Source organism: Roseomonas elaeocarpi, assembly GCF_042433915.1.
GTDB lineage: Bacteria > Pseudomonadota > Alphaproteobacteria > Acetobacterales > Acetobacteraceae > Roseomonas > Roseomonas elaeocarpi.
Window position 1 is genome coordinate 1 of the sequence record NZ_JBHLUN010000036.1, and the last position, 22,393, is coordinate 22,393.

Genomic DNA, 22,393 nt, shown 5'->3' on the forward strand with positions numbered 1-22,393 from the left:
CCGCGTCGCGGGCGGCACGCTGGCGCTGACGGGTCAGGGCAGCATCGCGACCTCCGACCGGGTGGTGGCGGATGCGACCTTCGACATCTCCGGCACCGACACCGGCGCGTCGATCAACAGCCTGGCCGGCTCCGGCTCGGTGGTGCTGGGCGATCGCGTGCTCACGGTCACCGGCGGCCACGACAGCTTCGCCGGCAACATCTCCGGCAACGGCGTGCTGGCGGTGAGCGGCGGCGTGCAGGCGATCAACGGCACCAACAGCTACACCGGCGAGACCCGTGTCGCGGGTGGCACGCTGGCGCTGACGGGTCAGGGCAGCATCGCGACCTCCGACCGGGTGGTGGCGGATGCGACCTTCGACATCTCCGGCACCGACACCGGCGCGTCGATCAACAGCCTGGCGGGCTCCGGCTCGGTGGTGCTGGGCGATCGCGTGCTCACGGTCACCGGCGGCCATGACAGCTTCGCCGGCAACATCTCCGGCAACGGCACCTTCGCCGTCAGCGGCGGTGTTCAGGAACTCACCGGCATCAATACCCAGGCCGGCGGTACGCTGATCAACGGCGGCACGCTGGTGGTGGGCACGGACTCGGCGCTGGGTGCTTCCTCCGGCCGCCTTGCCATGAGCAACGGCACGCTGGTCACCACCGCGCCGCTGAGCACGGCTCGGTCGATCGGGCTGAGCGGTGTCAACACGCTCAACACCAACAGCCAGGCCGTGGCTTTGTCGGGCACCGTCAGCGGCTCCGGCGCGCTGGTGGCGGACGGCGGCGGCACGCTGACGCTGTCGGGTCAGAACACCTATTCCGGTGGCACGCTGGTTACCGGCAAGACCACCCTCGCCGTGGCGGCCGACTCGGCACTGGGCGATCCGTCCGGTGCGCTGGTGATCGACAGCGGCAAGCTGCTGGCGCTCGACAGCTTCTCGAGCAATCGCGCCATCTCGGTGCATGTTGATGGCGTGATCGACAGCAACGGCTACGTCCTGGACCTCAACGGCCCCATCACACAGCAGATGAGCGCCACCTCCGCCACGGAAACGATGGTGTTCGACGGCACCGCCAAGGTGAACGGTTCCCTCACCCTCAACAACAGCGGCCTGACGGTGGAGCGCAACGCCAGCCTGCGGGGTACCGGCACGGTTTACCGGCCGACGCTGGTGCTGGGCACGCTGGCGCCGGGCAACAGCCCGGGCACGCTGGTCTTCACTGCGCCGGTGACCATGGCCGAAGGGTCGATGCTCTCGCTCGACATCGACGGCACCGGGACGGAGAAGGGTGCCGGCAACTTCAGCCGCGTGCTGGTGCAGGGCACTGACTCGTCCTTCACCGCCGACGGCACGCTGCGCCCGCACCTGCGTGGCATCACCGGCAATGCCAGCAACACCTACACCCCGCCCGTGGGCCAGGGCTTCCGGGTGGTGGAAGCGGAGGGCGGCGTCGAGGGCAGCTTCGCGACGCTGGAGCAGCCGACCGACGCGCTGCTGCCGGGCAGCCGCTTCGACGTGCTCTACACGCCGAACACGGTGGATCTGTACGTCACGCCGCAGAGCTACACCGACCTCACGCCCTTCGGCGTCGGGCTGACCGCCAACCAGACGGCGGTGGCGCGCGGCCTCGACGCCCTGCGCCCCGTGGATGCGGAGCGCGTGAGTGCCGCGGCGACCGCGGTGCTGGGTACGCTGTACTCGCAGGTGCCACAGGCCCTGCCCCAGGTGATGAACACGCTGGGCGGCACGGTTTACGGCGACGCGCTGATGGCCGGCCTGTCGCGGGACCGCGCCTTCGGTGCCGCGATCGCCGACCAGGCCTCGCTGCGCCGCAGCGACCGCGCGGCGGAGGCGCGGACCTACACCCCCTGGATCAGCGGGCTGGGCGAGCAGCTGCACGTGGGTGCCAGCGGCAACACCGGCTACCGCTCCTCCGCGGGCGGCTTCGCGGCGGGTGCCGACATGCGCCTGGGGGCCGGTCTGCTGGCGGGCCTCGCGGTCGGCTACAGCGAGGGCAAGGTCACCGCTTCCGACACGGGCGGGCAGACGCGGCTGGGCATGCTCCACCTCGCGGCCTACGGTTCCTGGAACCGGGACCGCTTCTTCGTCGACGCACAGGGCGGACTGAACAACACCGACGCCAAGACCAAGCGCGACCTGCCGACCTTCGGGCTGGTGGCACGCGGGCGGGACAGTTCCTGGGGCGGCAGCGCCGCGGTGGAAACCGGCGGCCGGTTCGAGTTCGCGAACTGGCGCGTGCAGCCGGGCGTGGGCCTGCGGGTCGACACGATCGACCGCGACGCGCTGACGGAGCGCGGCGCCAGCGTGCTGTCGCTGCGGGTGGGCGACGACAGCGCCACCAGCCTGCGCGGCACCGTGGGCTTCCGGGCCGAGGCGCGGCTGCGGCTGGCGGAGGGCTACGACTTCCTGCCCAACATCCGCGCGCACTACGCCCATGACTTCGCCGACGTGACGACCACCACGAGCGCGGCCTTCACCGGCGCGCCCGATACCGGCATCCGCCTCGCCTCGGCGCGGACCGGGCGTGACGGCGCACTGCTGGGCGCTGGCTTCGCGGTGTCGCTGCCGGTGGGGGCGAGCCTGTATGCCAACTACAGCGCCGACCTGCGCTCCAACGCTTCGGCGCAGTCGGTCACCGGCGGCCTGCGGTGGTCCTGGTGAGGCGCGGGCGGATCGGGAGCGCGCCGGTGCGCGCCCTCCTCGCCCGGCCCGGCCGAAAGGGCTGGGTCGCCCTCGCCGCGGTGGCGCTGCTGGGCGCCGCGGTGCCGCCGCTGGCGGGCTCGGCGGGAACCCTGCCGCTGCCGCCACCCCCGGCGCCCGGGATGCCGGCGGCGGCCGGCATGGCCCCGGGAACGGCGGCCGGCACGGCTGCTGCGGCATCCCCGGCGGCCCTGCAGTTGGCGGCCGCGAACCCCGCGGTCGTCGGCCCAGCGCCGGGGGCTTCGTCTCAGGCTGCATCGTCCCCGGGAACAGCGGCCAAAACCGCGGCATCCGCGGGGGCAACGGCCCAGGCCGCCGCCGCCCAGGCGGCGGCGCAGCGGACCGCGACGCCGTTCGGCGACTGGTCGCTGATCTGCACCGCCCGTCCGGCCGGGGGGCGCGGCTGCGAGGCCGCCGCCGCCGTGGTGACCAAGGAAGGAAAGCCGCTGGTGCTGGCGGCGCTGGGACGCTCGGAACCCAAGGCGCCGCTGCGCCTGGTGCTGCAGGTCCCGGTCAACGCCCGGGTGGATCAGCCCCTGCGCCTCCTGCCGGCGCAGGGCGAGGCCTCGCTGCTGCCCTTCCGCTCCTGCAATGCCCTGGGTTGCTTCGCGGAGATCACGCTGGAGCAGGGTGGGCTGCCCGCCGGGCTGCGCGCTCAGACCGCGGAACAGCCGCTGCGGGTCGAGTGGCAGGATGCGGCCGGCAACCGGGTGGCGCTGCCGCTGTCCTGGCGCGGCTTCAACGCCGCGGCCGAGGCGCTGGAGCGTTCCGGCACCTGAGCCTCACGGGGGCGGCCGGTGCCGCCCCTGCTTTCCTGCCGCACTGCACATTGCTAAAACGTCATCTCCTGCCCGGAGATGATCTTTGCCCTGGCGCGACACGCCCCTTCGCTACGGCCTCGTCAGCCGTGCCCTGCACTGGTCCATGGCGCTGCTGTTCGCTTGGCAATTTGCCGGCATGGCCATCCGCCTCACGGTCGGCCGCTCACCGCTGACGGCGTTCATGGTTGGCACCCACGCCCCGCTCGGCACGCTGCTGCTTCTGCTGGTGTTGCTTCGCGGGGCCTGGGGGTTGCTGAACCTCGGCCGCCGGCCGGGGCACGGTCCCGGCGCGGTGGGGCGCCTCGCCAACCTCGGCCACCTCGCGCTCTACGGGCTGATGCTGGTTGTGCCGTTGCTGGCGCTGCTGCGGCAATACGGCTCGGGCCGCGCCTTCGCCCCTTTCGGCGTTCCGCTGATGCCGGGCTTCGAGGGGCGGATCGAGGCGCTGGTGGCGCCCGCCAACGCCGCGCACGGGCTGCTGGCCTGGACACTGCTGGCGCTGGTGGGCGGGCACGTCCTGATGGTGCTGGTGCATCGCTTCCTTTGGCGCGACGACGTGCTGTCGCGCATGGCCGGGCGCGCCGGGGGTGAGTCCCGCGCGGCGCCCCTGCCCCAGCGGGCGCCGCTCCCCGCCGGGGCGGAAACGGCATCGTCCTGATCCGCCGGCTGGGTGAGACCCATGCGTCGCCTTTGCCCCAGCGGGCGCGACCCGGTGGCGCCGCCGACGCGGAAGCGGCGCCGTCGTGATCCGCCAACCGGTTGACCACCCCGGATGATCGCACCGGCCCGGCGGCCGCCCGGCCTCCGGGCCGGGGCCGCCGGGATGTGCCCCGTTCTCCGGCTCAGCCGGCCGGGTCCTCCCAGCCGATCGCCTGCCGCAGGAAGCGCATGCCCAGCGCCGAGAAGGTCGCGATCTCGGTGCTGTCCTTGCCGTAGCCGTGGCCGCCGGCCGCCGGCTCGTAGAAACCGGCGTCGTAGCCCAGGGCCTGGAGGCGGGCCGCCATCTTGCGCGCGTGCGCCGGGTGCACCCGGTCGTCGCGCCTGGCGGTGGCGAGCAGGATCGGCGGGTAGGGACGCCCGGCCTCGACGTGGTGATAGGCGGAAATCTCGCCCAGGAATGCCCAGTCCTCGGGCTTGTCCGGGTCGCCGTACTCGGCCACCCAGCTCGCGCCCGCCAGCAGCTTGGTGTAGCGGCGCATGTCCACCAGCGGGATGGTGCAGAACAGCGCCCCGAAGCGCTCCGGGTAGCGCGTCAGCATGTTGGCGATCAGCAGGCCGCCGTTGGAGCCGCCTTCCGCCGCGATCCGCCCCGGCCGCGTCACGCCACGCTCCACGAGGTCCTTGGCCACCGCCGCGAAGTCGTCGTGCGACAGCCGCTTGCGCGCCAGGCGCCCAGCCTCGTGCCAGCGGGTGCCGAACTCGCCGCCGCCGCGCAGGTGGGTGATCACGCCGGTGCCGCCGCGCTCGAGCCAGAGCTGCCCCAGGCGCGCCGAGTAGTAGGGCTGCACCGAAACCTGGAAGCCGCCGTAGCCGGTCATGTGAACCGGCGCCTCACCCGTGGTGTCGGCGGGGCCGATCTGGACGTAGGGGATGCGCTCACCGTCGGTGGACACCGCCTCGTGCCGCGACACCACCAGCCCCGTGGCGTCGAACAGCGCCGGGGACTGGCGCAGCGGCTCGGGCACCGCCTGGCCTTCGCGCGTGAGAAGCAGCGTCGGCGGGGTGATCGGGTCCTGCACGCTGGCCAGCAGCGTGCCGTCGGTCTCGTCCGGTTCGGCATCGAGGGGCCAGACCGACACCACGCCGATCTCCGGCAGGCCGGCGAGGCGGCTTTCGCGCCATCCCTCGGCCGGGACGCGCACGGTGACCACCGGCCGCAGGTCGTCCAGCACCGAGAGCAGCAGCCGGTCGCCGTACCAGCGGAAGCTTTGCAGCGCCCGGCGCGGCGCCGGCTCGAAGAGCGGCACCAGCGCGCGGCCGCCGCCGAGGAAATCCTCGAAGCCGATGCCCAGCACCGTGTCGGCGGCCCAGACCGTGCCCGCCACCGTCCAGTCGGTGCGCGGCTGCAGCACCAGCCAGCCGTGCGACCAGTCCGCGCGCATGTCGGTGGGCAGGTCGAGCACGCGCCGCATCCCGGCCGCGTCGCCCAGGTGCAGGCGCACGTCGAAGAAGCCCAGCTGTTCGCGCACCACGACCTCGCCCCGGTCGCGGTCCCAGCCGCCCCAGGCGCCCATGTTGCCGGGGGCGGTGCGGAAGATCTCGGCCGCCGCCTCGGGTGCCGTGCCGCGCCGCCACACGCGCACCGTGGCGGGGTAGCCGCTGTCGGTCACCATCCCCTCGCCCAGCGCGGCCGAGAGCAGGATCGTGTCCCGGTCGATCCAGTCCACGCCGCCCTTGCATTCGGGCAGGTCGAAGCCGCCCGGAACGAAGGTGCGGGTGGCGAGGTCGAATTCGCGGATCACGTGCGCGTCGCCGCCGCCGCGCGACAGGCTCAGCATGGCGCGCTCATGCGCCGGCGCCAGCGTGTCGGCGCCGTGCCAGACCCAGTCCTCGCCCTCGGTGGTCGCCAGCGCGTCGAGGTCGAGCAGCACCTCCCAGGCCGTGGCCTCGGGTGCGTCGCGGTAGCTGTCCAGCGTGGTGCGGCGCCACAGCCCGCGCGGGTGCTCCGCGTCCTGCCAGAAGTTGTAGAGCAGCCCGCCCCGCCGGGTGACGTGGGGGATGCGGTCGGGCCGGTCCATCGCGGATTTCAGCGCGTCGCGGTCGCGCTCGAAGCCCGGGCCGCTCAGGCGCGCCAGCGTGTCGCGGTTGCGCGCCTCCACCCAGTCCAGCGCCCGCTCGCCATCGACCTCCTCCAGCCAGATCCACGGGTCCTCGTCCGGATGCGCCAGGCTGGGGCGGCTGGGGTCGGGATGGGTGCGGTCAGCATGGGCGGCGTCGGCCGGGGTGGGGGCAGGCTGGGTGGGGTCGGAATGGGCGGGGTCGCTGGCCGTCATGCGGGTGCTGTCCTGCGGGCTGGGTCGGGCAGGACGATAGCGGCTGCCCGCCGGCGCGGCGAGCGGGGCCGCCCGGCCACCCCGGACCCGCCACGGGCGGTGCGGGCGGCGATGCCCGCCGTCGCGACGCGGCCCCGGCGGCCTCCGGCCGCGACACGGGCCCCGGCGGCCGGGCCGCCCGCCACGGGCCGGTGCGGCGCGAGGTCCGGCCGTCTCGCCGCCCGCGGCCGGGGGCGACGCAGGGCCCGGCAACGGCCGCCGCGGGCGCGGCGTTGAGTCCCGGAGTGCTTCGCGGCCGCCCCCTGCCGTATCGTTGCGGGAGGGAGATGCGCGCGGCCCCGATCGTGCCTATATTACACCCATGTCAGATTCCATCCGGGAAGGAACCCCCATGCGTCGTTCCCCGCAGCGAGCCGCCCGCTGCCTCGCCGCCGTGGCCGCGCTGGCCCTTGCCCTGGCACCAGCCCTCGCCCCCATCCCAGCCGAGGCCCGGCCGGGCGGCGGGTTTTCCTCGGGCAGCCGCGGCAGCCGCACCTACAGCGCGCCGCCGATGACGCGCACCGCGCCGGGCGGCAGCACCGGCACCTTCGACCGCACCGAAACCCCGCGCGGCACCTACGGCAACCCGGGTGCTGCCACGCCGGGCTACGGCCAGGCGGCGCCCACCTATCGCCCGGCACCGGCCGGCGGCGGTCTGGGCGGCGGCTTCATGAGCGGGCTGATGGGCGGTCTGCTGGGCGCCGGTATTGCCGGGATGCTGTTCGGCCATGGCGGCTTCGGCGGCATGTCGGGCGGCGCGGGCTTCCTGGGCTTCCTGCTGCAGATCGGGCTGCTGGCGCTCATCGCCATGTTCGTGGTGCGCTTCCTGCGCCGTCGTGCCCTCGGCGGCGCTTCGGGCGGCATGATGGGCGGGGCGAGGCCCGCGATGGCCGGCGGCGTCGCGGGGGGCAACGGCTATGCCCGCGCGATGGACAACGGCAACGGCGCCCAGCGGGGTCCCGCCGGCGGCCGTGCGCCGGTTGGCACGCCGATCGAGGTCGGCGCGGCGGATTTCGACCAGTTCGGCCGCTCGCTGCTCGAGATCAACGCGGCCTGGTCGCGCGGTGACCGCGCCGCGCTGACCCGCCTCACGACGCCGGAGATGGCGCGCTACTTCACCGGCGACCTCGACGACCTCGCCGCGCGCGGCTGGCGCAACGAGACGCGCGACGTGCAGCTGGAGTCGGGCGACCTCGCGGAAGCCTGGCGCGAGAACGGCACCGACTACGCCACGGCCGCCATGCGCTTCAGCCTGGTGGACGTGACCCGCGACGCCTCTGGCCGCGTGGTGGAGGGCGACCCGCAGGCGCGGCAGGTGGTGACCGAGCTCTGGACCTTCGCGCGCCGCAACAACGGCCCCTGGCTGCTGTCGGCGATCCAGCAGGCGCGCTGAGGCAGGCCAGGTCGGGCGGAACCGGGATGGTTCCGCCCGAAGGCCCGTGTTTCCAACAGTTGTTCTTCCAAAGGTTGGTTTTTCCCGGGCGGGGTTCTCCGCCCCCTGGTTTGGGCCCTGCCCCGAGCGTCGCAGGCTCAACTCGATCACGGCGCCGCCCCTGAGCGGCCGGCGCTGCCGCCGGAAGGTGAAGGCGCGGCGGGTTCCGACCATGCCCCGCCGGCGCCTGCCGGAACGGTGATCCCTCGCAGGCTTCCTTCGTGGCGCCTGCCCCCGTGCCGTTTGCTTGCGTGGCGACCGGCGCCGCCGACCGGCACCTCGACCTCTCAGTCCTCCGCGAAGGCGGTGCCGTCGGGCTGCGAGCCGGTGGGGATATCGTGGCTGTTCGGATCGTCGCCGCGACCGTTCAGGTTGTTCCCGGACGCCCGCCAGTCCCTTCGCACATCGCCGGATCGCCCCGGCGCAGGGGGAGGCGCGGAGAGATCCGGCGCTGCGGTGCGGCGTGGAAGCTATTTGACAGGCTTTCGCCGGGGGAATTAGCTGCTCACCAACGGGTGCGAAAACCCGACAGGTGGGATGGATGCGGCACCGAGAACCTGCGCCCGGCGGCCTCGACCCGACGAGCGCGCCCGGCTCCGTGGCGGAGCGCTAGCGCTTGCGGCGCGTGCTGATCACCGGCGCCGCGGGCCGCATCGGACGATCCTTGTGCGACCTCCTGCCCCGGACGGGGCGGCAGCTGCGCCTCTTCGACCTTCATCCCCCTGCTCCGGTGGCGCCGGATGACGAGGCGGTCACCGGCGACATGCTCGACCCCGCGACGCTGGCGGCGGCGATGGCCGGCTGCGACGCGGTGGTGCACCTCGCCGGCGACAAGCGCGCCTTCGACGACGATCATGCCTCGGTGCTGCGGCTGAACTGCGAGGGTGCGCAGGCGGTGTTCGAGGCCGCACGGCGCGCCGGGGTGCGCCGCTTCGTCTACGCCTCCAGCCACTACGCGATGGGGGAATACCCGATCGGCAGCCCCGTGCCGCCCGACGCGCCGCCGCGGCCCGACGGCCTCTACGGCGCCAGCAAGGTCTTCGGCGAGGCGCTGGGGCAGTTCCACGCGGATGTCCATGGCATGGCGGTGGTGTCGATCCGCATCGGCGCCTTTCAGGACCGGCCGTCCACGCCGCGGCAGCTCGTGGTCTGGATCAGCCCGCGCGACATGGCAGCGCTGGTGGACCGGGCGCTCAGCGCGGAGATCACCGGCCACCTGGCGGTCTACGGCTACTCGAACAATCCGGCGAACCCGACGCGGGACCCGGGCTGGGCGAGGCTCGGCTACGCGCCGCAGGACTCCGCGGCGTCGGACGATCTCGTGCCGCCCGCGCCGGCAACGCGGCTGGGCGGGAGGGCGCCACCCTAGCGGCGCGCCAGCACGGAACTGCCTCGGGAGGAAAGGAAGAACATGAAAATCGAGAGCATCGGGGTCCGCGTCTTCACCCATACCGTCAAGACGATGCGCGACATCGACGGCCACACGCATCCGGGCCCGGCGCGGCAAACGCGCTCGGCATTGCTGACGATCACCGCCGATGACGGCACGGAAGGACACGTCGTCGGCTCGGCCGAGCTGCTGCGGCCCCACCTGCTCGACGGCTTCATCCGCCCGACCCTGATCGGGCAGGACCCCTTCCTGCGCGAGAAGCTGTGGCTGGAGCTGACGCACTGGCAGCGCGGCAGCACCGGGCAGCTGACGGACCGCACCGTGGCGCTGGTAGAGCTGGCGCTGTGGGACCTCGCCGGTCGTGCCCTGGGTCAGCCCGTGTGGAAGCTGATCGGCGGTTATCGCGACAAGGTCGCGGCCTATGGCAGCACCATGTGCGGCGACGAAATCCCCGGCGGTCTCGCCACGCCCGAGGATTACGGCCGCTTCGGCGAGCAGCTGATCGCCAAGGGCTACAAGGCCATCAAGCTGCACACCTGGATGCCGCCGGTCAGCTTCGCGCCCTCCGTCGCCATGGACATCAAGGCCTGCGCCGCGGTGCGCGAGGCGGTGGGGCCGGACGTGCCGCTGATGCTGGACGCCAACCACTGGTACAGCCGCACGGAGGCGCTGGAGCTCGGCCGCGCCCTGCAGAAGCTGAACTACTACTGGTTCGAGGAGCCGATGGAGGAAAGCTCCATGTCCTCCTACGCCTGGCTGGCGCGGGAGCTCGAGATTCCGGTGATCGGGCCGGAAAGCGCGGCCGGGCGCGGCCATGTGCGCGGCGAGTGGATCAAGGCGGATGCCTGCGACATCCTGCGCACGGGCGTGCACGACGTGGGCGGCATCACCCCGGCGCTGAAGAACTGCCACCTTGCGGAGTCCTTCAACATGGACTGCGAGATCCATGGCGGCGGCGCCGGCAACCTGACGCTGGCGGCCTGCATCAGCAACGGCCGCTGGTACGAGCGCGGGCTGCTGCACCCGCATTTCGACTATGACGAGGTGCCGGAATACCTCCATAGCCTGTCCGACCCGATGGACGAGGAAGGCTTCGTGCACCTGTCCGCCAAGCCCGGCATCGGCGAGGACGTGAACCTCGACTGGGTGACGGAGCACACGGTGTCCCAGCACTGAGGCCCGACGGTGGCGCGCCGCCCCGGTGCGCCACCGAAAGAAGTTGACCGCACGGCACGCCAGCCGCCATTTTGTCTGACAAGTAAAAGATAAAGAATATAACAAGCCGGAGGCGCGGCGAACGCACCCCGGCGGGAGGAATACGGGGATGCGCACCAGGAGGGATTTCCTCGGGGTTGCCGGCGCGACGCTGCTCGTTTCCACGTCTCTGCGAGCACAGACCGCCCCCACGGGGTCGCCAGCGGCATCGAAGGAAGCGCCCGCCCTCGCGGCGCGGGTCGGCCGCGGCGAGCTGCCGCCGGTGGCCGAGCGCGTCGGCGCGGAGCCGCTGGTGATCACGCCGCATGACGGCGTGGCGCGCTATGGCGGGACGCTGCGCAGCGCGCTGCGTGGCGGCGGCGACCACAACGCCATCCTGCGCCTGGTCGGCAACCAGGGGCTGGTGCGCTGGAACCTCGCGATGTCCGAGGTCGAGCCCTGCGTCGCCAAGTCCTGGACCGTCAGCGACGATGCCACGACCTATACCTTCACCCTGCGTCGCGGCATGCGCTGGTCGGACGGCACGCCGTTTACCGCCGACGACGTGCTGTTCTCCTGCAACGACCTCCTGTTCAACCGCGAGTTCATGCCTTCCGTGCCGGCGCGCTACGTCAATGCCGGGCAGCCGATGAAGGTGGAGAAGCTGGACGACACCACGGTGCGGATGACCTTCGCCGCGCCGAACGGACGCTTCCTTCAGGAACTGGCGACGCCGCTGGGGCAGCATCCCGTGCTCTACCAGAAGCGCTACGGCTCGCAGTTCCACCCGGCCTACACGGAGGCGGCGAAGCTGCAGGCGCTGATCGCGCAGTCCGGGGTGAACGACTGGCCGGGCCTCCTGCGGCAGCGCTGCGGCGACATCGAGATCCCCGCCCGCTGGCAGAACCCGGCGCGGCCGACGCTGGACCCCTGGACCACGGTGGAGCCCTATACCGGCGGCGTCACGCGCGTGACGCTGCAGCGCAACCCGTATTTCTGGCAGGTGGATGGGAACGGCAACCAGCTGCCCTACATCGACGGGCTGGTGTTTCCCATCATCTCCGACATCGAGACCATCCTCTTGCGCGCCATGGGCGGCGAGCTGGACCTGCAGCTGCGCCATATCGTGCAGGTGCAGAACCGCCCCATCATGGAGGAGAACAAGGCCCGCGGCCGCTACGAGATCGTGGACCTGCTCAGCACCCAGTCCAACGTTTGCGCCCTCTGGTTCAACCAGACGGCCAAGGATGGGCGGCTGCGCGAGCTGTTCCGCAACAAGGATTTCCGCATCGCCGTCAGCCACGCGCTGAACCGCGAGGAGATCATCGAGAGCGTGTATCTCGGCCAGGCCGAGCCCTACCAGGTTGGGCCGGTGCCGCAGCACCCGCTCTACAACGAGCAGCTCGGCACGCAGTACCTCGAATACGACAAGGCCCAGGCGGCGAAGATGCTCGACGCGATCGGGCTGACGCGCAAGGACGCGCAGGGCTTCCGCCTTTGGCCGGACGGCCGGCGCGTCTTCTTCACCGCCGATGCCTCCGTGTCGGACCCGGCGCGCATCGACGCGGCCAACCTGATCAAGCGCGACCTCGCCGCGGTCGGGCTGGACATGGGCATCAACACCATGGAGCGCTCGCTCTACTACGAGCGCGCCCAGCGCAACGAGCACGAGATCTGCATCGACGCCGTGCCGGGCGGGCTGGACGTGCTGCAGGAGCTGCGCGCGGTGGTGGCCGAACATTCGCTGGACAGCCGCCAAAGCCTGGAATGGCAGAAGTGGTACGAGTCCGGCGGCAAGCTCGGCGAGGAGCCGACGGAAAGCATGAAGCGCCGTTTCGTGCTGCTCACCAAGTGGCGGGAAACCGGCAAGGCGGATGAGCAGGAAAAGCTGTTCCGCCAGCTGTTGCAGGAAGCGGCGGACGCCTTCGAGATCGTGGGCATCGGCCGGCCGCTCGGCGTGCCCGGAATCCGCGCCGCGCGGCTGCGCAACGTGCCCAGCCCGATGATCGATTCCTGGAGCTACCCGACGCCCGGGGCGACCCTGCCGCAGCAGTATTCCTACCAGTCCTGACCAGGGGGATCGCCGTGCTCCGCTTCATCGGCCGCCGACTGCTCGCGATGATCCCCTTCCTGGCGCTGACCTCGGTGACGGTCTTCGCGCTGATCCAGCTGCCGCCCGGCGACTACCTGTCGAACTACGCGGCGCAGCTGGCCGAAAGCTCCGAGACCATCGACAAGGCGGCGCTCGACAACCTGCGCGAACGCTACGGGTTGGGGCAGCCGCTGCCGGTGCAGTACGTCAAGTGGATGGGCGGCGTGCTGCGCGGTGATTTCGGCCAGTCCTTCGAATGGCAGCAGCCGGTCTGGCCGCTGATCCGCGAGCGGCTTGGGCTGACGCTGCTGGTGACGCTGTCCTCGCTGCTGTTCACCTGGGCGGTGGCGCTGCCGATCGGCATCTACTCGGCGGTGCGGAAGTATTCCGTCGCCGACTACGTCTTCACCTTCCTGGGCTTCATCGGCCTCGCCGTGCCGGGCTTCCTGCTGGGGCTGGCGGTGATGTACGTCGCGGTGACCTGGTTCGGGCAGAGCGTCGGCGGCCTGTTTTCCGAAGGCTACGAGGGCGCGCCCTGGAGCCTGGGCAAGGTGCTCGACCTCCTCTCGCATCTCTGGATCCCCATGGTGGTGATCGGGTTGTCCGGCACGGCCAGCCTGATCCGCGTGATGCGCGCCAACCTGCTGGACGAGTTGAACAAGCCCTACGTCGAGACCGCGCGCGCCAAGGGGCTGCCGGAATGGAAGCTGCTGCTGCGCTATCCCGTGCGCGCGGCGCTGAACCCCTTCGTCAGCACGCTGGGCTGGATCCTGCCGCACCTCATCTCGGGCTCGGTGATCGTGGCGGTGGTGCTCAACCTGCCCATCGCCGGGCCGCTGCTGCTGCAGTCGCTGTTGTCGCAGGACATGTTCCTGGCCGGCGCCTTCCTGCTGCTGCTGTGCTGCCTGACGGTGCTGGGCACGCTGCTCTCCGACATCCTGCTGGCGCTGCTCGATCCGCGCGTCCGCTTCGACTGAGGCCGCCGTGAGCACCACCACCGCCACCGAAGCCCCCGTCATCCTCGCGCCGCGCGACCTGACGCCGCGGCAGCTGATGTGGCTGCGCTTCCGCCGCCACCACCTGGCCATGGCAGGCCTCGCGATCGTGGTGCTGATCTACCTCCTCGCCGCCTTTGCCGAGTTCCTCTCACCCATGGACCCGGAGCGCGCGTCCTCGCGCTACGCGCTGCATCCGCCGCAATCCGTCACCTGGTTCGAGAGCGACGATGCCGGCTGGCGCTTCCGGCCTTCCGTGCAGGCCTTCCGGCTGGAGCGCGACCGCCGCACGCTGCAGGCGCGCTTCGTGCCCGATCCGGGCCGGCGGACCTACCTGCGCTTCTTCGCCGAGGGCGACCCGTATCGCTTCTGGGGACTGTTCCCGGGCAGCCGGCACCTGCTGGCGCCGGAAAGGCCGGGCGATCCGGTGTTTCTGGTGGGCGCCGACCGCCTCGGGCGCGACATGCTGTCGCGCACGCTTTACGGCGCGCGCATCTCCATGACGGTGGGGCTGGTGGGCGTGGCGCTCAGCCTGATCCTCGGCATCGGCATCGGCGGGGTGGCCGGCTACTACGGCGGGCGGGTGGACTGGGTGGTGCAGCGGCTGACGGAATACGTCATCTCCCTGCCCACCATCCCCGTCTGGATGGCGCTGGCCGCCGCCGTCCCGCGCGACTGGCCGCCGCTGACCATCTACTTCCTGATCACCCTGATCGTGTCGCTGATCGGCTGGACGGAGCTGGCGCGCGTGGTGCGCGGCCGCTTCCTGAGCCTCAGGACGGAGGATTTCGTCACCGCCGCGCGCATCGACGGCTGTTCCGAGGGCCGGGTGATCTTCCGGCACATGCTGCCTTCCTTCGCCTCGCACATCATCGCCTCGGTGACGCTGGCGATCCCGCTGATGATCCTGGCGGAAACCTCGCTCTCCTTCCTGGGCCTCGGCCTGCAGCCGCCCACCATCTCCTGGGGCGTGCTGCTGAAGGAAGCGCAGAACGTCCGCTCCATCGCCGCCGCGCCCTGGCTCTTCCTGCCCGGTGCGGCGGTGGTGCTGGCGGTGCTGGCGCTGAACTTCCTGGGGGACGGCCTGCGCGACGCCGCCGACCCGCATGCCTGAGGGTGTGGCGACCGGCAGCGCCCCGGGCGCGCTGCTCCGGCTCCCGGTGCTGGAGGTGCGCAACCTCACGGTGAGCTTTCCGCTGCGCCACGCCGTGCTGCGCGCCGTGGACGGGGTGGATTTCGACCTCCATGCCGGCCGGACCCTGTGCCTGGTGGGCGAGAGCGGCAGCGGCAAGAGCGCCACGGCGCGCGCCATCCTGCGCATCATCCCCCGCCCGGGCCGGCTGGAGCCCGGCTCCAGCATGATCTATCGCGGCGGCGGCGGGGAGCTGGACATCGCCTCGCTGGACCCGGCCGGGCGACAGGCCCGGGCGATCCGCGGCGGCGAGATCGCGATGATCTTCCAGGAGCCGATGACCAGCCTGTCACCGATGCACACCATCGGCTTCCAGATCGTCGAGGCGATCCGGCTGCACACCCCGATGGACCGCCGCGCCGCGCGGCGTCGGGCGATCGAGCTGCTCAACCGCGTCGAGGTGCCGGGCGCCGAGGCCGCCTTCGACAAGTACCCCTTCGAATATTCCGGCGGCATGCGCCAGCGCGCGATGATCGCCATGGCCCTGGCCTGCAACCCCAAGGTCCTGATCGCCGACGAGCCGACCACGGCGCTCGACGTCACCACCCAGGCCGAGATCCTGGACCTCCTGCGCGAGCTGCAGCGCGACTTCGGCATGGCGGTGCTGTTCATCACCCACGACATGGGCGTGGTGGCCGAGATCGCCGACGAAGTGGCGGTGATGCACCGCGGCAAGCTGGTGGAACGCGGCCCGGTGGAGGAAATCTTTCTCCGCCCGCAGGCGCCCTATTCGCGCATGCTGATCCGGTCGGTGCAGCAGCTGGAACAGCCGGCGCCGCAGCGGCGCGACCGCGAACGCACCCTGGCCGATGCCCCCGTGCTGCTGCGGGTGGAAGGGCTCAGCAAGGTCTTCGCGCCGCGCAAGGGAATGTTCCGGCGTGGCGGCAGCGCGGTGCAGGCGGTGGCCGGGGTGGCGCTGGATCTGCGCGAAGGGGAAACGCTGGGCATCGTGGGCGAGAGCGGTTCGGGCAAGACCACGCTCGGCCGCTGCATCATGCGCATCCTGGAGCCCGACGGCGGCAGCATCCGGCTGCGCCGCCGCGACGGCACGGTGAGCGAGCTGACCGCGCTGGACCGCGCCGGGATGCGGCAGGCCTGGCGCGACATGCGGATGATCTTTCAGGACCCCTACGGCTCGCTCAACCCGCGCATGACGGTGGGTGAGGTGGTGGGCGAGCCGCTGCTGGTGAACGGGCTCTTGTCGGGCGAGGCGCTGCGCCGCCGGGTGGCGGAGCTGCTGGAGATGGTGGGCATGCCCGCCGGCGCCGCCGAGCGCTACCCGCACGCCTTTTCCGGCGGGCAGCGGCAGCGCATCAGCATCGCCCGCGCCGTGGCGCTGGAGCCGCGGCTGATCGTGGCGGACGAGGCGACCTCGGCGCTCGACGTCAGCATCCGCGCCCAGGTGCTCGACCTGCTGCTGGAGATGCAGGAGCGCCTGCGGCTGAGCTTCCTGTTCGTCAGCCACGACATCGGCGTGGTGCGCTACTTCTGCGACCGGATGGCGGTGATGTATCGCGGCCGGATCGTCGAGACCGGGCCCACGGAACGGATCTGCGCGGCGCCGGAGCACGACTACACCCGCGCGCTGCTCTCGGCCGTGCCGCGCCCCGACCCGCGGCAGCGCGGGCTGGGGCAGCGCTCGCGCTATCGCGGCGGGTGAGCGCGGGGCCGCGCGCCCGCTCCCCAGCCCGGTGCGGGGAGCCCCCCTGCGCAACACGACGGGCGGGCACCGGCCGCACTCCTCGCCGTGTGGCGCCGCAACCGCTGGCGGGCGCCGCGTCCCGCGCAGCGGGCTAGGTGGGCAGCCGGCTGAAGCGGTAGGCGATGCTGTGCCGGTAGGTGTCGCCGGGGTCGAGGCGCGTCGAGGGGTAGTCCGGCCGGTTGGGCGCGTCCGGCCAGTCCTGCGGCTCCAGGCACAGGGCGTCGGACTGGCGCAGCGGGCGCCCGCCCTTGCCGGCCACACTGCCGTCCAGGAAGTTCCCCGAATAGAACTGCAGCCCTGGCCGGTCGGTCAGCAGGGTCATGGCGCGCCCGCTCGCCGGGTCCTCCAGCCGGGCTGCCTCGCGCAGCGTGCCGTCCCAGCCATCCAGGCAGAAGTTGTGGTCGTAGCCCTGCGCGCGCAGCAGCTGCTCATCCGCCTCGCGGATCCGCCCGCCGATCGGGTGCGCCTGCCGGAAGTCGAAGGGCGTGCCGTCGACCGGTGCGGGGGCGCCGAGTGGGATCAGCGTCGCGTCGGTCGGCAGGTAGCGAGAGGCCGCGATCCGCAGCCGGTGCGCCAGCACGTCGCCGCCACCGCCGCCGAGATGAAAGAAGCTGTGATTGGTCAGGTTCACCACGGTGGGGGCCGTGCTGCGCGCCTCGAAGCGCACCGAAAGCTCCGCATCGCCCGTGACCGCGAAGCTCACGCGGGTGTCCAGCGCGCCGGGGAAGCCGCCCTCGCCGGCCGGGCTCAGGCGGCGCAGCACCAGCCGCGGTTCCGGCGCGGCCGCGACTTCCGCCACCTCCCACAGCTGGCGGTCGAAGCCCTCCGGCCCGCCATGCAGGGTGTGGGGCCCGTTGTTGGTGGGCAGCGTGATGGCGGCGCCGTCCAGCCCGAAGCGGCCGCCACTGATCCGGTTGGCGTAGCGCCCGATCGTGGCGCCGAAGAAGTTCCGCCCCGCCAGGTAGCCGTCCAGCGTGTCGTGCCCCGCCACCACGTCGGACAGGCCGTCGCGCCCGGGCACCAGCAGCGCCTGCAAGGTGGCGCCAAAGGTCAGGACGCGCGCCGCGAAGCCGCCCGCGCCGCGCAGCGTGACGACCTCCACCGGCACGCCGGAGGGCAGGCGCCCGAACTCCGCCCGTTCCGGCATCATCGGAAGGGCGCCGCCTGCCGTCGCCAGGCCCGGTCGATCACGGTTGCCATCCTCGTCTCCACGTCGTTGGCGCAGCCACCCGCCAGGGCTAGCACCATGCGCCGCGCCGCGGCCAGGGCGGCCGCGCGGGGGTGCTTCCCGGATTCCGCGCTCAGGCCGCGGCCTCCCGCCGCCGCGCCGCGCGGCGTTCCGCCAGCGCCGTCAGCCCCTGCTGCAGGGCGATGAACAGGAACAGCAGCAGTCCCGTGGCGATGCGCGCCCACCAGCTCGACAGCGTCCCGTCAAAGGCGATGTAGGTGAGGATCAGGCCCTGGATCAGCACGCCCACGAAGGTGCCGAACAGCATCCCCTGCCCGCCGCTGAGCAACGTGCCGCCGATCACCACCGCGGCGATGGCGTCGAGCTCCACCCCCACGGCCGAGAGCGAGTAGCCGGACGAAGTGTAGAGCGAGAACACGATGCCCGACAGCCCGGCCAGCGTGCTGGACAGGGTGTAGATGGCGATCGTGACCGGCGCCACGCGGATGCCCATCATGGCGGTGGAGGTGCTGTTGCCGCCCAGCGCGAAGACCCGCAGCCCGAAGCGGGTGGCATGCAGCAGCACGCCCACCACGGCGAACACCAGCAGCATGAGGAGGGCCACCGCCGTCAGCCGCCCGCCGCCGGGCACCGGCAGCGCGAAGGCGGAGATGCTGTCGTAGAGCGGCGCTTCCACGGGGATGCTCTCGGTCGAGAGCAGCAGCGCCGCGCCGCGCGCCAGAAACATCCCGGCCAGGGTGATGATGAAGGGCGGCATCCGCAGGTAGTGGATCAGCGCGCCCATGGCCGCGCCGAAACCCGCGCAGGCCCCCAGCACCAGCGCGAAGGCAGCCAGCGGCGGCAAGCCGGCGCGCCCGATCAGCAGCGCCACGGCCACCGAGGTGAAGGCGATCACCGCGCCCACCGACAGGTCGATGCCGCCCGAGATGATCACCACCGTCATGCCCACCGCGATGATGCCCAGGAAGGCGTTGTCGGTCAGCATGTTGGTCACCACGCGGGTGGAGGCGAAGCCCGGGAACTGCGCGCTGCACGCCGCGAAGCCCAGGATCAGCACGGCGGTGGTGAGCAGCACCGGCAGGAAGCGGCTCATGGCCTGGGCCCCCGCCGGCGCGGCAGCAGGGTGGCGAGGCCCGGGGACTGCAGCAGCAGCACGGCCAGCACCACCACGGCCTTGACCACCAGGTTGAACTCCGGCCGCACGCCCGAGAGCAGGATGCCGGTGTTCATGGCCTGGATGATAAAGGCCCCCAGCACCGCCAGCCCCAGGCTGAAGCGCCCACCGAAGAGCGAGGTGCCGCCCACCACCACGGCCAGGATCGCCTCCAGCTCCAGCCACAGCCCGGCATTGTTGGCGTCCGCGCCCTGGATGTCAGCCGCGGCGATCACGCCCGCCAAGGCCGCGCAGAAGCCGCACCAGGTATAGGCCGCGAGCGTGACCGGGCGCGTGCCGATGCCGGCCAGCGTGCTGGCGCGGGCATTGGCGCCGGTGGCCTCCACCATCAGCCCGAGCGCGGTGCCGCGCACCAGGATCGCGGCCAGCGCCAGCAACGCCAGGGTGATGGCCACCGGCGCCGGCACGCCCGCCACGGAGCCGCCGCCGAACCAGGCGAGCGCGGGGGCGTTGAAGGTCACGATCCGCCCTTCCGTGATCAGTTGCGCCACGCCGCGGCCCGCCACCATCAGGATCAACGTGGCGACGATGGGCTGGATGCGCAGCACCGTGACGAGGATGCCGTTCCACAAGCCGCAGACGATCCCGGCCCCCAGCGCCGCCGCGACGGCGACGGCGACCGGCTCTGTCTGCACCAACGTGGCGGCGATGGCGCCGGCGATGGCCATCACCGCGCCCACCGACAGGTCGATGCCGCGCAGCGCGATCACCATGACCATGCCCAGCGCCAGGATCGCCACCGGGGCGCCGCGGTTGAACACGTCCACCAGGCTGCCGAACAGCCGCCCGTTCTGGAAGCGCAGGTCGAAGAACTGCGGCGAGGCGAGGAAGTTCAGCCCCAGCAGCAGCAGGAACGCCAGGAGCTGCGGCAGCCCGGCGCGCGGCAGGCGGATGGTCATGCCGTCTCCTTCGCGGCCGGCGTTCTGGTGGGGGCCTCGGCGATGGCGGCCAGGATGCCCGACACCGAGATGTCGCCGCCCGTGAGCGTCGCGACCTGGGCGCGGTCGCGCAGCACCACCACCTCATCGGCGTAGGTCACGATTTCCTCCAGCTCGGAGGAGATCACCAGCAGTGCCAGCCCTTCCTCGCAGAGCTGGCGCACCAGCCGGATGATCTCGGCATGGGCGCCGACGTCGATGCCGCGCGTCGGCTCGTCCAAGATCAGCAGGCGCGGGTCGGTGGCCAGCCAGCGCGCCAGCAGCGCCTTCTGCTGGTTGCCGCCCGACAGCAGCCCGATCGGCCGGTCCGGATCGGCGGGGCGGATGTCGAGCAGGCGGATGAAGCGCGCGGCGATGCTGTCCTGCTCACGCCGCGACAGGGGCCGCGCGAAGCCCCGCCTGGCCTGCAGCGCCAGCACGATGTTCTCGCGCACCGACAGTTCGGCGACGACGCCCTCGGTCTTGCGTTCCTCCGGACAGTAGCCGGCGCCGAGCGCGATGGCGTCGCGCGGCGAGCGCAGCACCACCGGCCTGCCGTCGAAGCGGGCGGTGCCGGTGGCCGCGCGCTCGGCCCCGAAGACCAGGCGCGCCGTTTCGGTGCGGCCGGAGCCCAGCAGCCCGGCCAGCCCCACCACCCGGCCGCGGTGCAGCGCCAGGTCGAAGGGCTCGACGTAGCCGGCGCGGCCGTAGCCCTGGAAGGCGGCCACCGGCTCCGCGCTTGGGGCGGCGTGCGGGGCGCCCTCCGCCGTGACCTCCGCCAGCTCGTGCCCCAGCATCATCTGGAGGAGCTCCATGCGCGGCAGGGTCGCGGTGTCGCGCTCCCCCACCAGCCGGCCGTTACGCAGCACGGTGATGCGGTCCGAGATCTGGTAGACCTGATCGAGGAAGTGCGTGATCAGGATGATCCCCAGGCCGCGCGCACGGAGGTCGCGCAGCACCGCGAACAGTGTCGCCACCTCGCGCGAGTCCAGGCTCGCCGTCGGCTCATCGAGGATCAGCACGCGCGCCGAAAGATCCACCGCCCGCGCGATGGCGACGAGGTGCTGCACCGCCACCGACAGCGTGCCCAGCGGCGCCGCCGGATCGACCTGGAGGCCGAAGCCCCGCAGCAGCACGGCGGCACGGCGGCGCATCTCGCGCTGGCGCACCAGCCCGAAGCGCGTCGGCTCGCGCCCCAGGAACAGGTTCTCGGCGACGCTGAGGTTGGGCAGGAGGTTGACCTCCTGGTAGACGGCGGCGATCCCGGCGGCCACCGCTTCCTCGGTTTGGCGCGGGTTGATCGGCCGTCCTTCGAGGCGCACCTCGCCGCCGCTGCGCGACAGCACGCCGGTCACCGTCTTGATCAGCGTGGACTTGCCGGCGCCGTTCTCGCCCAGCAGCGCGTGGATCTCGCCCCGGTGCAGGGTGAAGTCCACCCCGTCCAGCGCGCGCAGGCTGCCGAAAACCTTGCTCAGGCCACGAACTTCCAGGAGGGGCTGCAAGCTTGTCCTTCTCCGCCAGCCGTTGCGGGGTGGGGCGCCGGCCAGTTTCCGACGCCACGCAGGTGTCAGTAGCCGAGGCCGCGGCGCGCCTCGTATTCCTTCATCGGCTCGTTCTCGGCGGTGTAGAGCTTCGACTCGGTCTTGATCCACTTGGGCGGCGCCGTCCCGTTCGCCTTAAAGGCGGTCAGGAGATCGAAGGCCGGACCCGCCATGTTGGGCGTCAGCTCCACGGTGGCGTTGGCTTCCCCCGCCGCGATGGCGCGGAAGATGTCGGGCACGCCGTCCACCGAAACGGTGAGGATGTCCTGCCCCGGCTTCAGCCCCGCATCCTTCATCGCCTGGATGGCGCCCACCATCATGTCGTCGTTGTGCGCATAAACGGCGCCGATGTTGCGGCCGCCATTCTCGGCCTTGATGAAGCTTTCCATCACCTCCTTGCCCTTGGCACGGGTGAAGTCGCCCGTCTGGCTGCGCAGCACGCGGATGTTGCCGTGCCCGGCGATGGCCTGGTCGAAGCCGCGCTTGCGGTCGGTGGCGACGCTGGCGCCCACCGTGCCCTGCAGCTCCACCACGTTGACCTGCTTGCTGCCGGCCTGGCGCACCAGCCACTCGCCGGCCACGTTGCCCTCGTGCACGCTGTCGGGCGTCACGGCGGTGAGGTAGAGGTCCTCGTTGCCCTCGATGTTGCGGTCGAGCAGCACCACTGGGATGTTGGCCTGCTTGGCCTCGCGCAGCACCGCGGTCCAGCCCGTGGCCACCACGGGTGCGAGCAGGATGGCGTCCACGCCCTGCGTCACGAAGGTGCGGATGGCGCGGATCTGGTTTTCCTGCCGCTGCTGCGCGTCGTTGAAGCGTAGCGTGATGCCGCGCTTCTGCGCCTCGCTGCGCGTCACGGTGGTTTCCGCCGCGCGCCATCCGGACTCCGAGCCGATCTGCGAGAAGCCGACCGTCATGGCCTGCGCGAAGGCCGTGACCGGCCGCACGGCGGCCAGGGCGGCCGCCACGGTGAGAAACGTCCTGCGGTTCATCCCTGCCGCTTCCTCTTCCCTGT

16 protein-coding genes are annotated in these 22,393 nt (G+C 72.0%); 10 read left to right on the forward strand and 6 right to left on the reverse strand.

What is annotated here, in order from left to right:
* The 3 genes from ACFFGY_RS22405 to ACFFGY_RS22415 form a co-directional block, all read left to right on the forward strand.
* On the forward strand, positions 1 to 2,671 hold a 2,671-nt coding region (locus tag ACFFGY_RS22405; RefSeq protein WP_377046763.1), incomplete at its 5' end, for an autotransporter outer membrane beta-barrel domain-containing protein.
* A gap of 26 nt (positions 2,672 to 2,697) precedes the next feature.
* The gene (locus ACFFGY_RS22410) at positions 2,698 to 3,489 is read left to right on the forward strand and encodes an invasion associated locus B family protein (protein ID WP_377046764.1); all 792 of its coding nucleotides are present in this window, start codon (positions 2,698 to 2,700) and stop codon (positions 3,487 to 3,489) included.
* 85 nt (positions 3,490 to 3,574) lie between these two features.
* Positions 3,575 to 4,189 (forward strand): cytochrome b, encoded by a 615-nt coding sequence (locus ACFFGY_RS22415; RefSeq protein WP_377046765.1) that lies wholly within the window; start codon positions 3,575 to 3,577, stop codon positions 4,187 to 4,189.
* Positions 4,190 to 4,373: 184 nt separating this feature from the next.
* Here ACFFGY_RS22415 and ACFFGY_RS22420 read toward each other — a convergent pair whose 3' ends face one another.
* Entirely contained in the window at positions 4,374 to 6,524 is a 2,151-nt protein-coding gene (locus ACFFGY_RS22420) for a prolyl oligopeptidase family serine peptidase (protein WP_377046766.1), read from the reverse strand.
* A 391-nt stretch (positions 6,525 to 6,915) separates the two neighbouring features.
* Between ACFFGY_RS22420 and ACFFGY_RS22425 the strand changes: the two genes are divergently transcribed.
* The 7 genes from ACFFGY_RS22425 to ACFFGY_RS22455 all read left to right on the forward strand — a co-directional run bounded on the left by ACFFGY_RS22425 (position 6,916) and on the right by ACFFGY_RS22455 (position 16,518).
* Entirely contained in the window at positions 6,916 to 7,956 is a 1,041-nt protein-coding gene (locus ACFFGY_RS22425) for a Tim44 domain-containing protein (RefSeq protein WP_377046767.1), read from the forward strand.
* A gap of 664 nt (positions 7,957 to 8,620) precedes the next feature.
* Positions 8,621 to 9,364 carry an NAD-dependent epimerase/dehydratase family protein gene (locus ACFFGY_RS22430; protein WP_377046803.1) on the forward strand — a complete coding sequence of 248 codons (744 nt, stop codon included), beginning with the start codon at positions 8,621 to 8,623 and terminating at the stop codon, positions 9,362 to 9,364.
* 42 nt (positions 9,365 to 9,406) lie between these two features.
* Positions 9,407 to 10,561, forward strand: a complete 1,155-nt coding sequence (locus ACFFGY_RS22435) for a mandelate racemase family protein (RefSeq protein WP_377046768.1) — start codon at positions 9,407 to 9,409, stop codon at positions 10,559 to 10,561.
* A gap of 148 nt (positions 10,562 to 10,709) precedes the next feature.
* Complete coding sequence (locus ACFFGY_RS22440) at positions 10,710 to 12,650, forward strand: ABC transporter substrate-binding protein (RefSeq protein WP_377046769.1); 1,941 nt, start codon at positions 10,710 to 10,712, stop codon at positions 12,648 to 12,650.
* 14 nt (positions 12,651 to 12,664) lie between these two features.
* Complete coding sequence (locus tag ACFFGY_RS22445) at positions 12,665 to 13,648, forward strand: ABC transporter permease (RefSeq protein WP_377046770.1); 984 nt, start codon at positions 12,665 to 12,667, stop codon at positions 13,646 to 13,648.
* 7 nt (positions 13,649 to 13,655) lie between these two features.
* Positions 13,656 to 14,780 carry an ABC transporter permease gene (locus tag ACFFGY_RS22450; protein ID WP_377046771.1) on the forward strand — a complete coding sequence of 375 codons (1,125 nt, stop codon included), beginning with the start codon at positions 13,656 to 13,658 and terminating at the stop codon, positions 14,778 to 14,780.
* Complete coding sequence (locus ACFFGY_RS22455) at positions 14,773 to 16,518, forward strand: ABC transporter ATP-binding protein (protein ID WP_377046772.1); 1,746 nt, start codon at positions 14,773 to 14,775, stop codon at positions 16,516 to 16,518. The genes ACFFGY_RS22450 and ACFFGY_RS22455 overlap by 8 nt, the downstream gene beginning before the upstream one ends.
* A 133-nt stretch (positions 16,519 to 16,651) precedes the next feature.
* Here the strand turns inward: ACFFGY_RS22455 and ACFFGY_RS22460 are convergent, their stop codons facing one another.
* The 5 genes from ACFFGY_RS22460 to ytfQ form a co-directional block, all read right to left on the reverse strand.
* Positions 16,652 to 17,710 carry an aldose epimerase family protein gene (locus tag ACFFGY_RS22460; protein ID WP_377046773.1) on the reverse strand — a complete coding sequence of 353 codons (1,059 nt, stop codon included), beginning with the start codon at positions 17,708 to 17,710 and terminating at the stop codon, positions 16,652 to 16,654.
* 151 nt (positions 17,711 to 17,861) lie between these two features.
* A complete protein-coding gene (yjfF, locus tag ACFFGY_RS22465; RefSeq protein ID WP_377046774.1) occupies positions 17,862 to 18,842 on the reverse strand; it encodes a galactofuranose ABC transporter, permease protein YjfF in 981 nt (326 codons plus the stop codon).
* On the reverse strand, positions 18,839 to 19,822 hold the full coding sequence (locus tag ACFFGY_RS22470; RefSeq protein ID WP_377046775.1) for an ABC transporter permease: 984 nt from the start codon (positions 19,820 to 19,822) through the stop codon (positions 18,839 to 18,841). The genes yjfF and ACFFGY_RS22470 overlap by 4 nt, the downstream gene beginning before the upstream one ends.
* The gene (locus ACFFGY_RS22475; protein WP_377046776.1) at positions 19,819 to 21,342 is read right to left on the reverse strand and encodes a sugar ABC transporter ATP-binding protein; all 1,524 of its coding nucleotides are present in this window, start codon (positions 21,340 to 21,342) and stop codon (positions 19,819 to 19,821) included. Before ACFFGY_RS22475 ends, ACFFGY_RS22470 begins: the two co-directional genes overlap by 4 nt.
* A 65-nt stretch (positions 21,343 to 21,407) precedes the next feature.
* The gene (gene ytfQ / locus ACFFGY_RS22480) at positions 21,408 to 22,370 is read right to left on the reverse strand and encodes a galactofuranose ABC transporter, galactofuranose-binding protein YtfQ (protein ID WP_377046777.1); all 963 of its coding nucleotides are present in this window, start codon (positions 22,368 to 22,370) and stop codon (positions 21,408 to 21,410) included.
* Positions 22,371 to 22,393: the final 23 nt, after the last annotated feature.

What these genes read in the sequence shown, in the direction of transcription:
- ACFFGY_RS22440 (WP_377046769.1), top strand. Translation starts at nt 10,710, where the DNA reads ATGCGCACCAGGAGGGATTTCCTCGGGGTTGCCGGCGCGACGCTGCTC.
- ytfQ (WP_377046777.1), bottom strand. Translation starts at nt 22,370, where the DNA reads ATGAACCGCAGGACGTTTCTCACCGTGGCGGCCGCCCTGGCCGCCGTG.
- ACFFGY_RS22420 (WP_377046766.1), bottom strand. Translation starts at nt 6,524, where the DNA reads ATGACGGCCAGCGACCCCGCCCATTCCGACCCCACCCAGCCTGCCCCC.
- ACFFGY_RS22470 (WP_377046775.1), bottom strand. Translation starts at nt 19,822, where the DNA reads ATGACCATCCGCCTGCCGCGCGCCGGGCTGCCGCAGCTCCTGGCGTTC.
- yjfF (WP_377046774.1), bottom strand. Translation starts at nt 18,842, where the DNA reads ATGAGCCGCTTCCTGCCGGTGCTGCTCACCACCGCCGTGCTGATCCTG.
- ACFFGY_RS22455 (WP_377046772.1), top strand. Translation starts at nt 14,773, where the DNA reads ATGCCTGAGGGTGTGGCGACCGGCAGCGCCCCGGGCGCGCTGCTCCGG.
- ACFFGY_RS22435 (WP_377046768.1), top strand. Translation starts at nt 9,407, where the DNA reads ATGAAAATCGAGAGCATCGGGGTCCGCGTCTTCACCCATACCGTCAAG.
- ACFFGY_RS22460 (WP_377046773.1), bottom strand. Translation starts at nt 17,710, where the DNA reads ATGATGCCGGAACGGGCGGAGTTCGGGCGCCTGCCCTCCGGCGTGCCG.
- ACFFGY_RS22425 (WP_377046767.1), top strand. Translation starts at nt 6,916, where the DNA reads ATGCGTCGTTCCCCGCAGCGAGCCGCCCGCTGCCTCGCCGCCGTGGCC.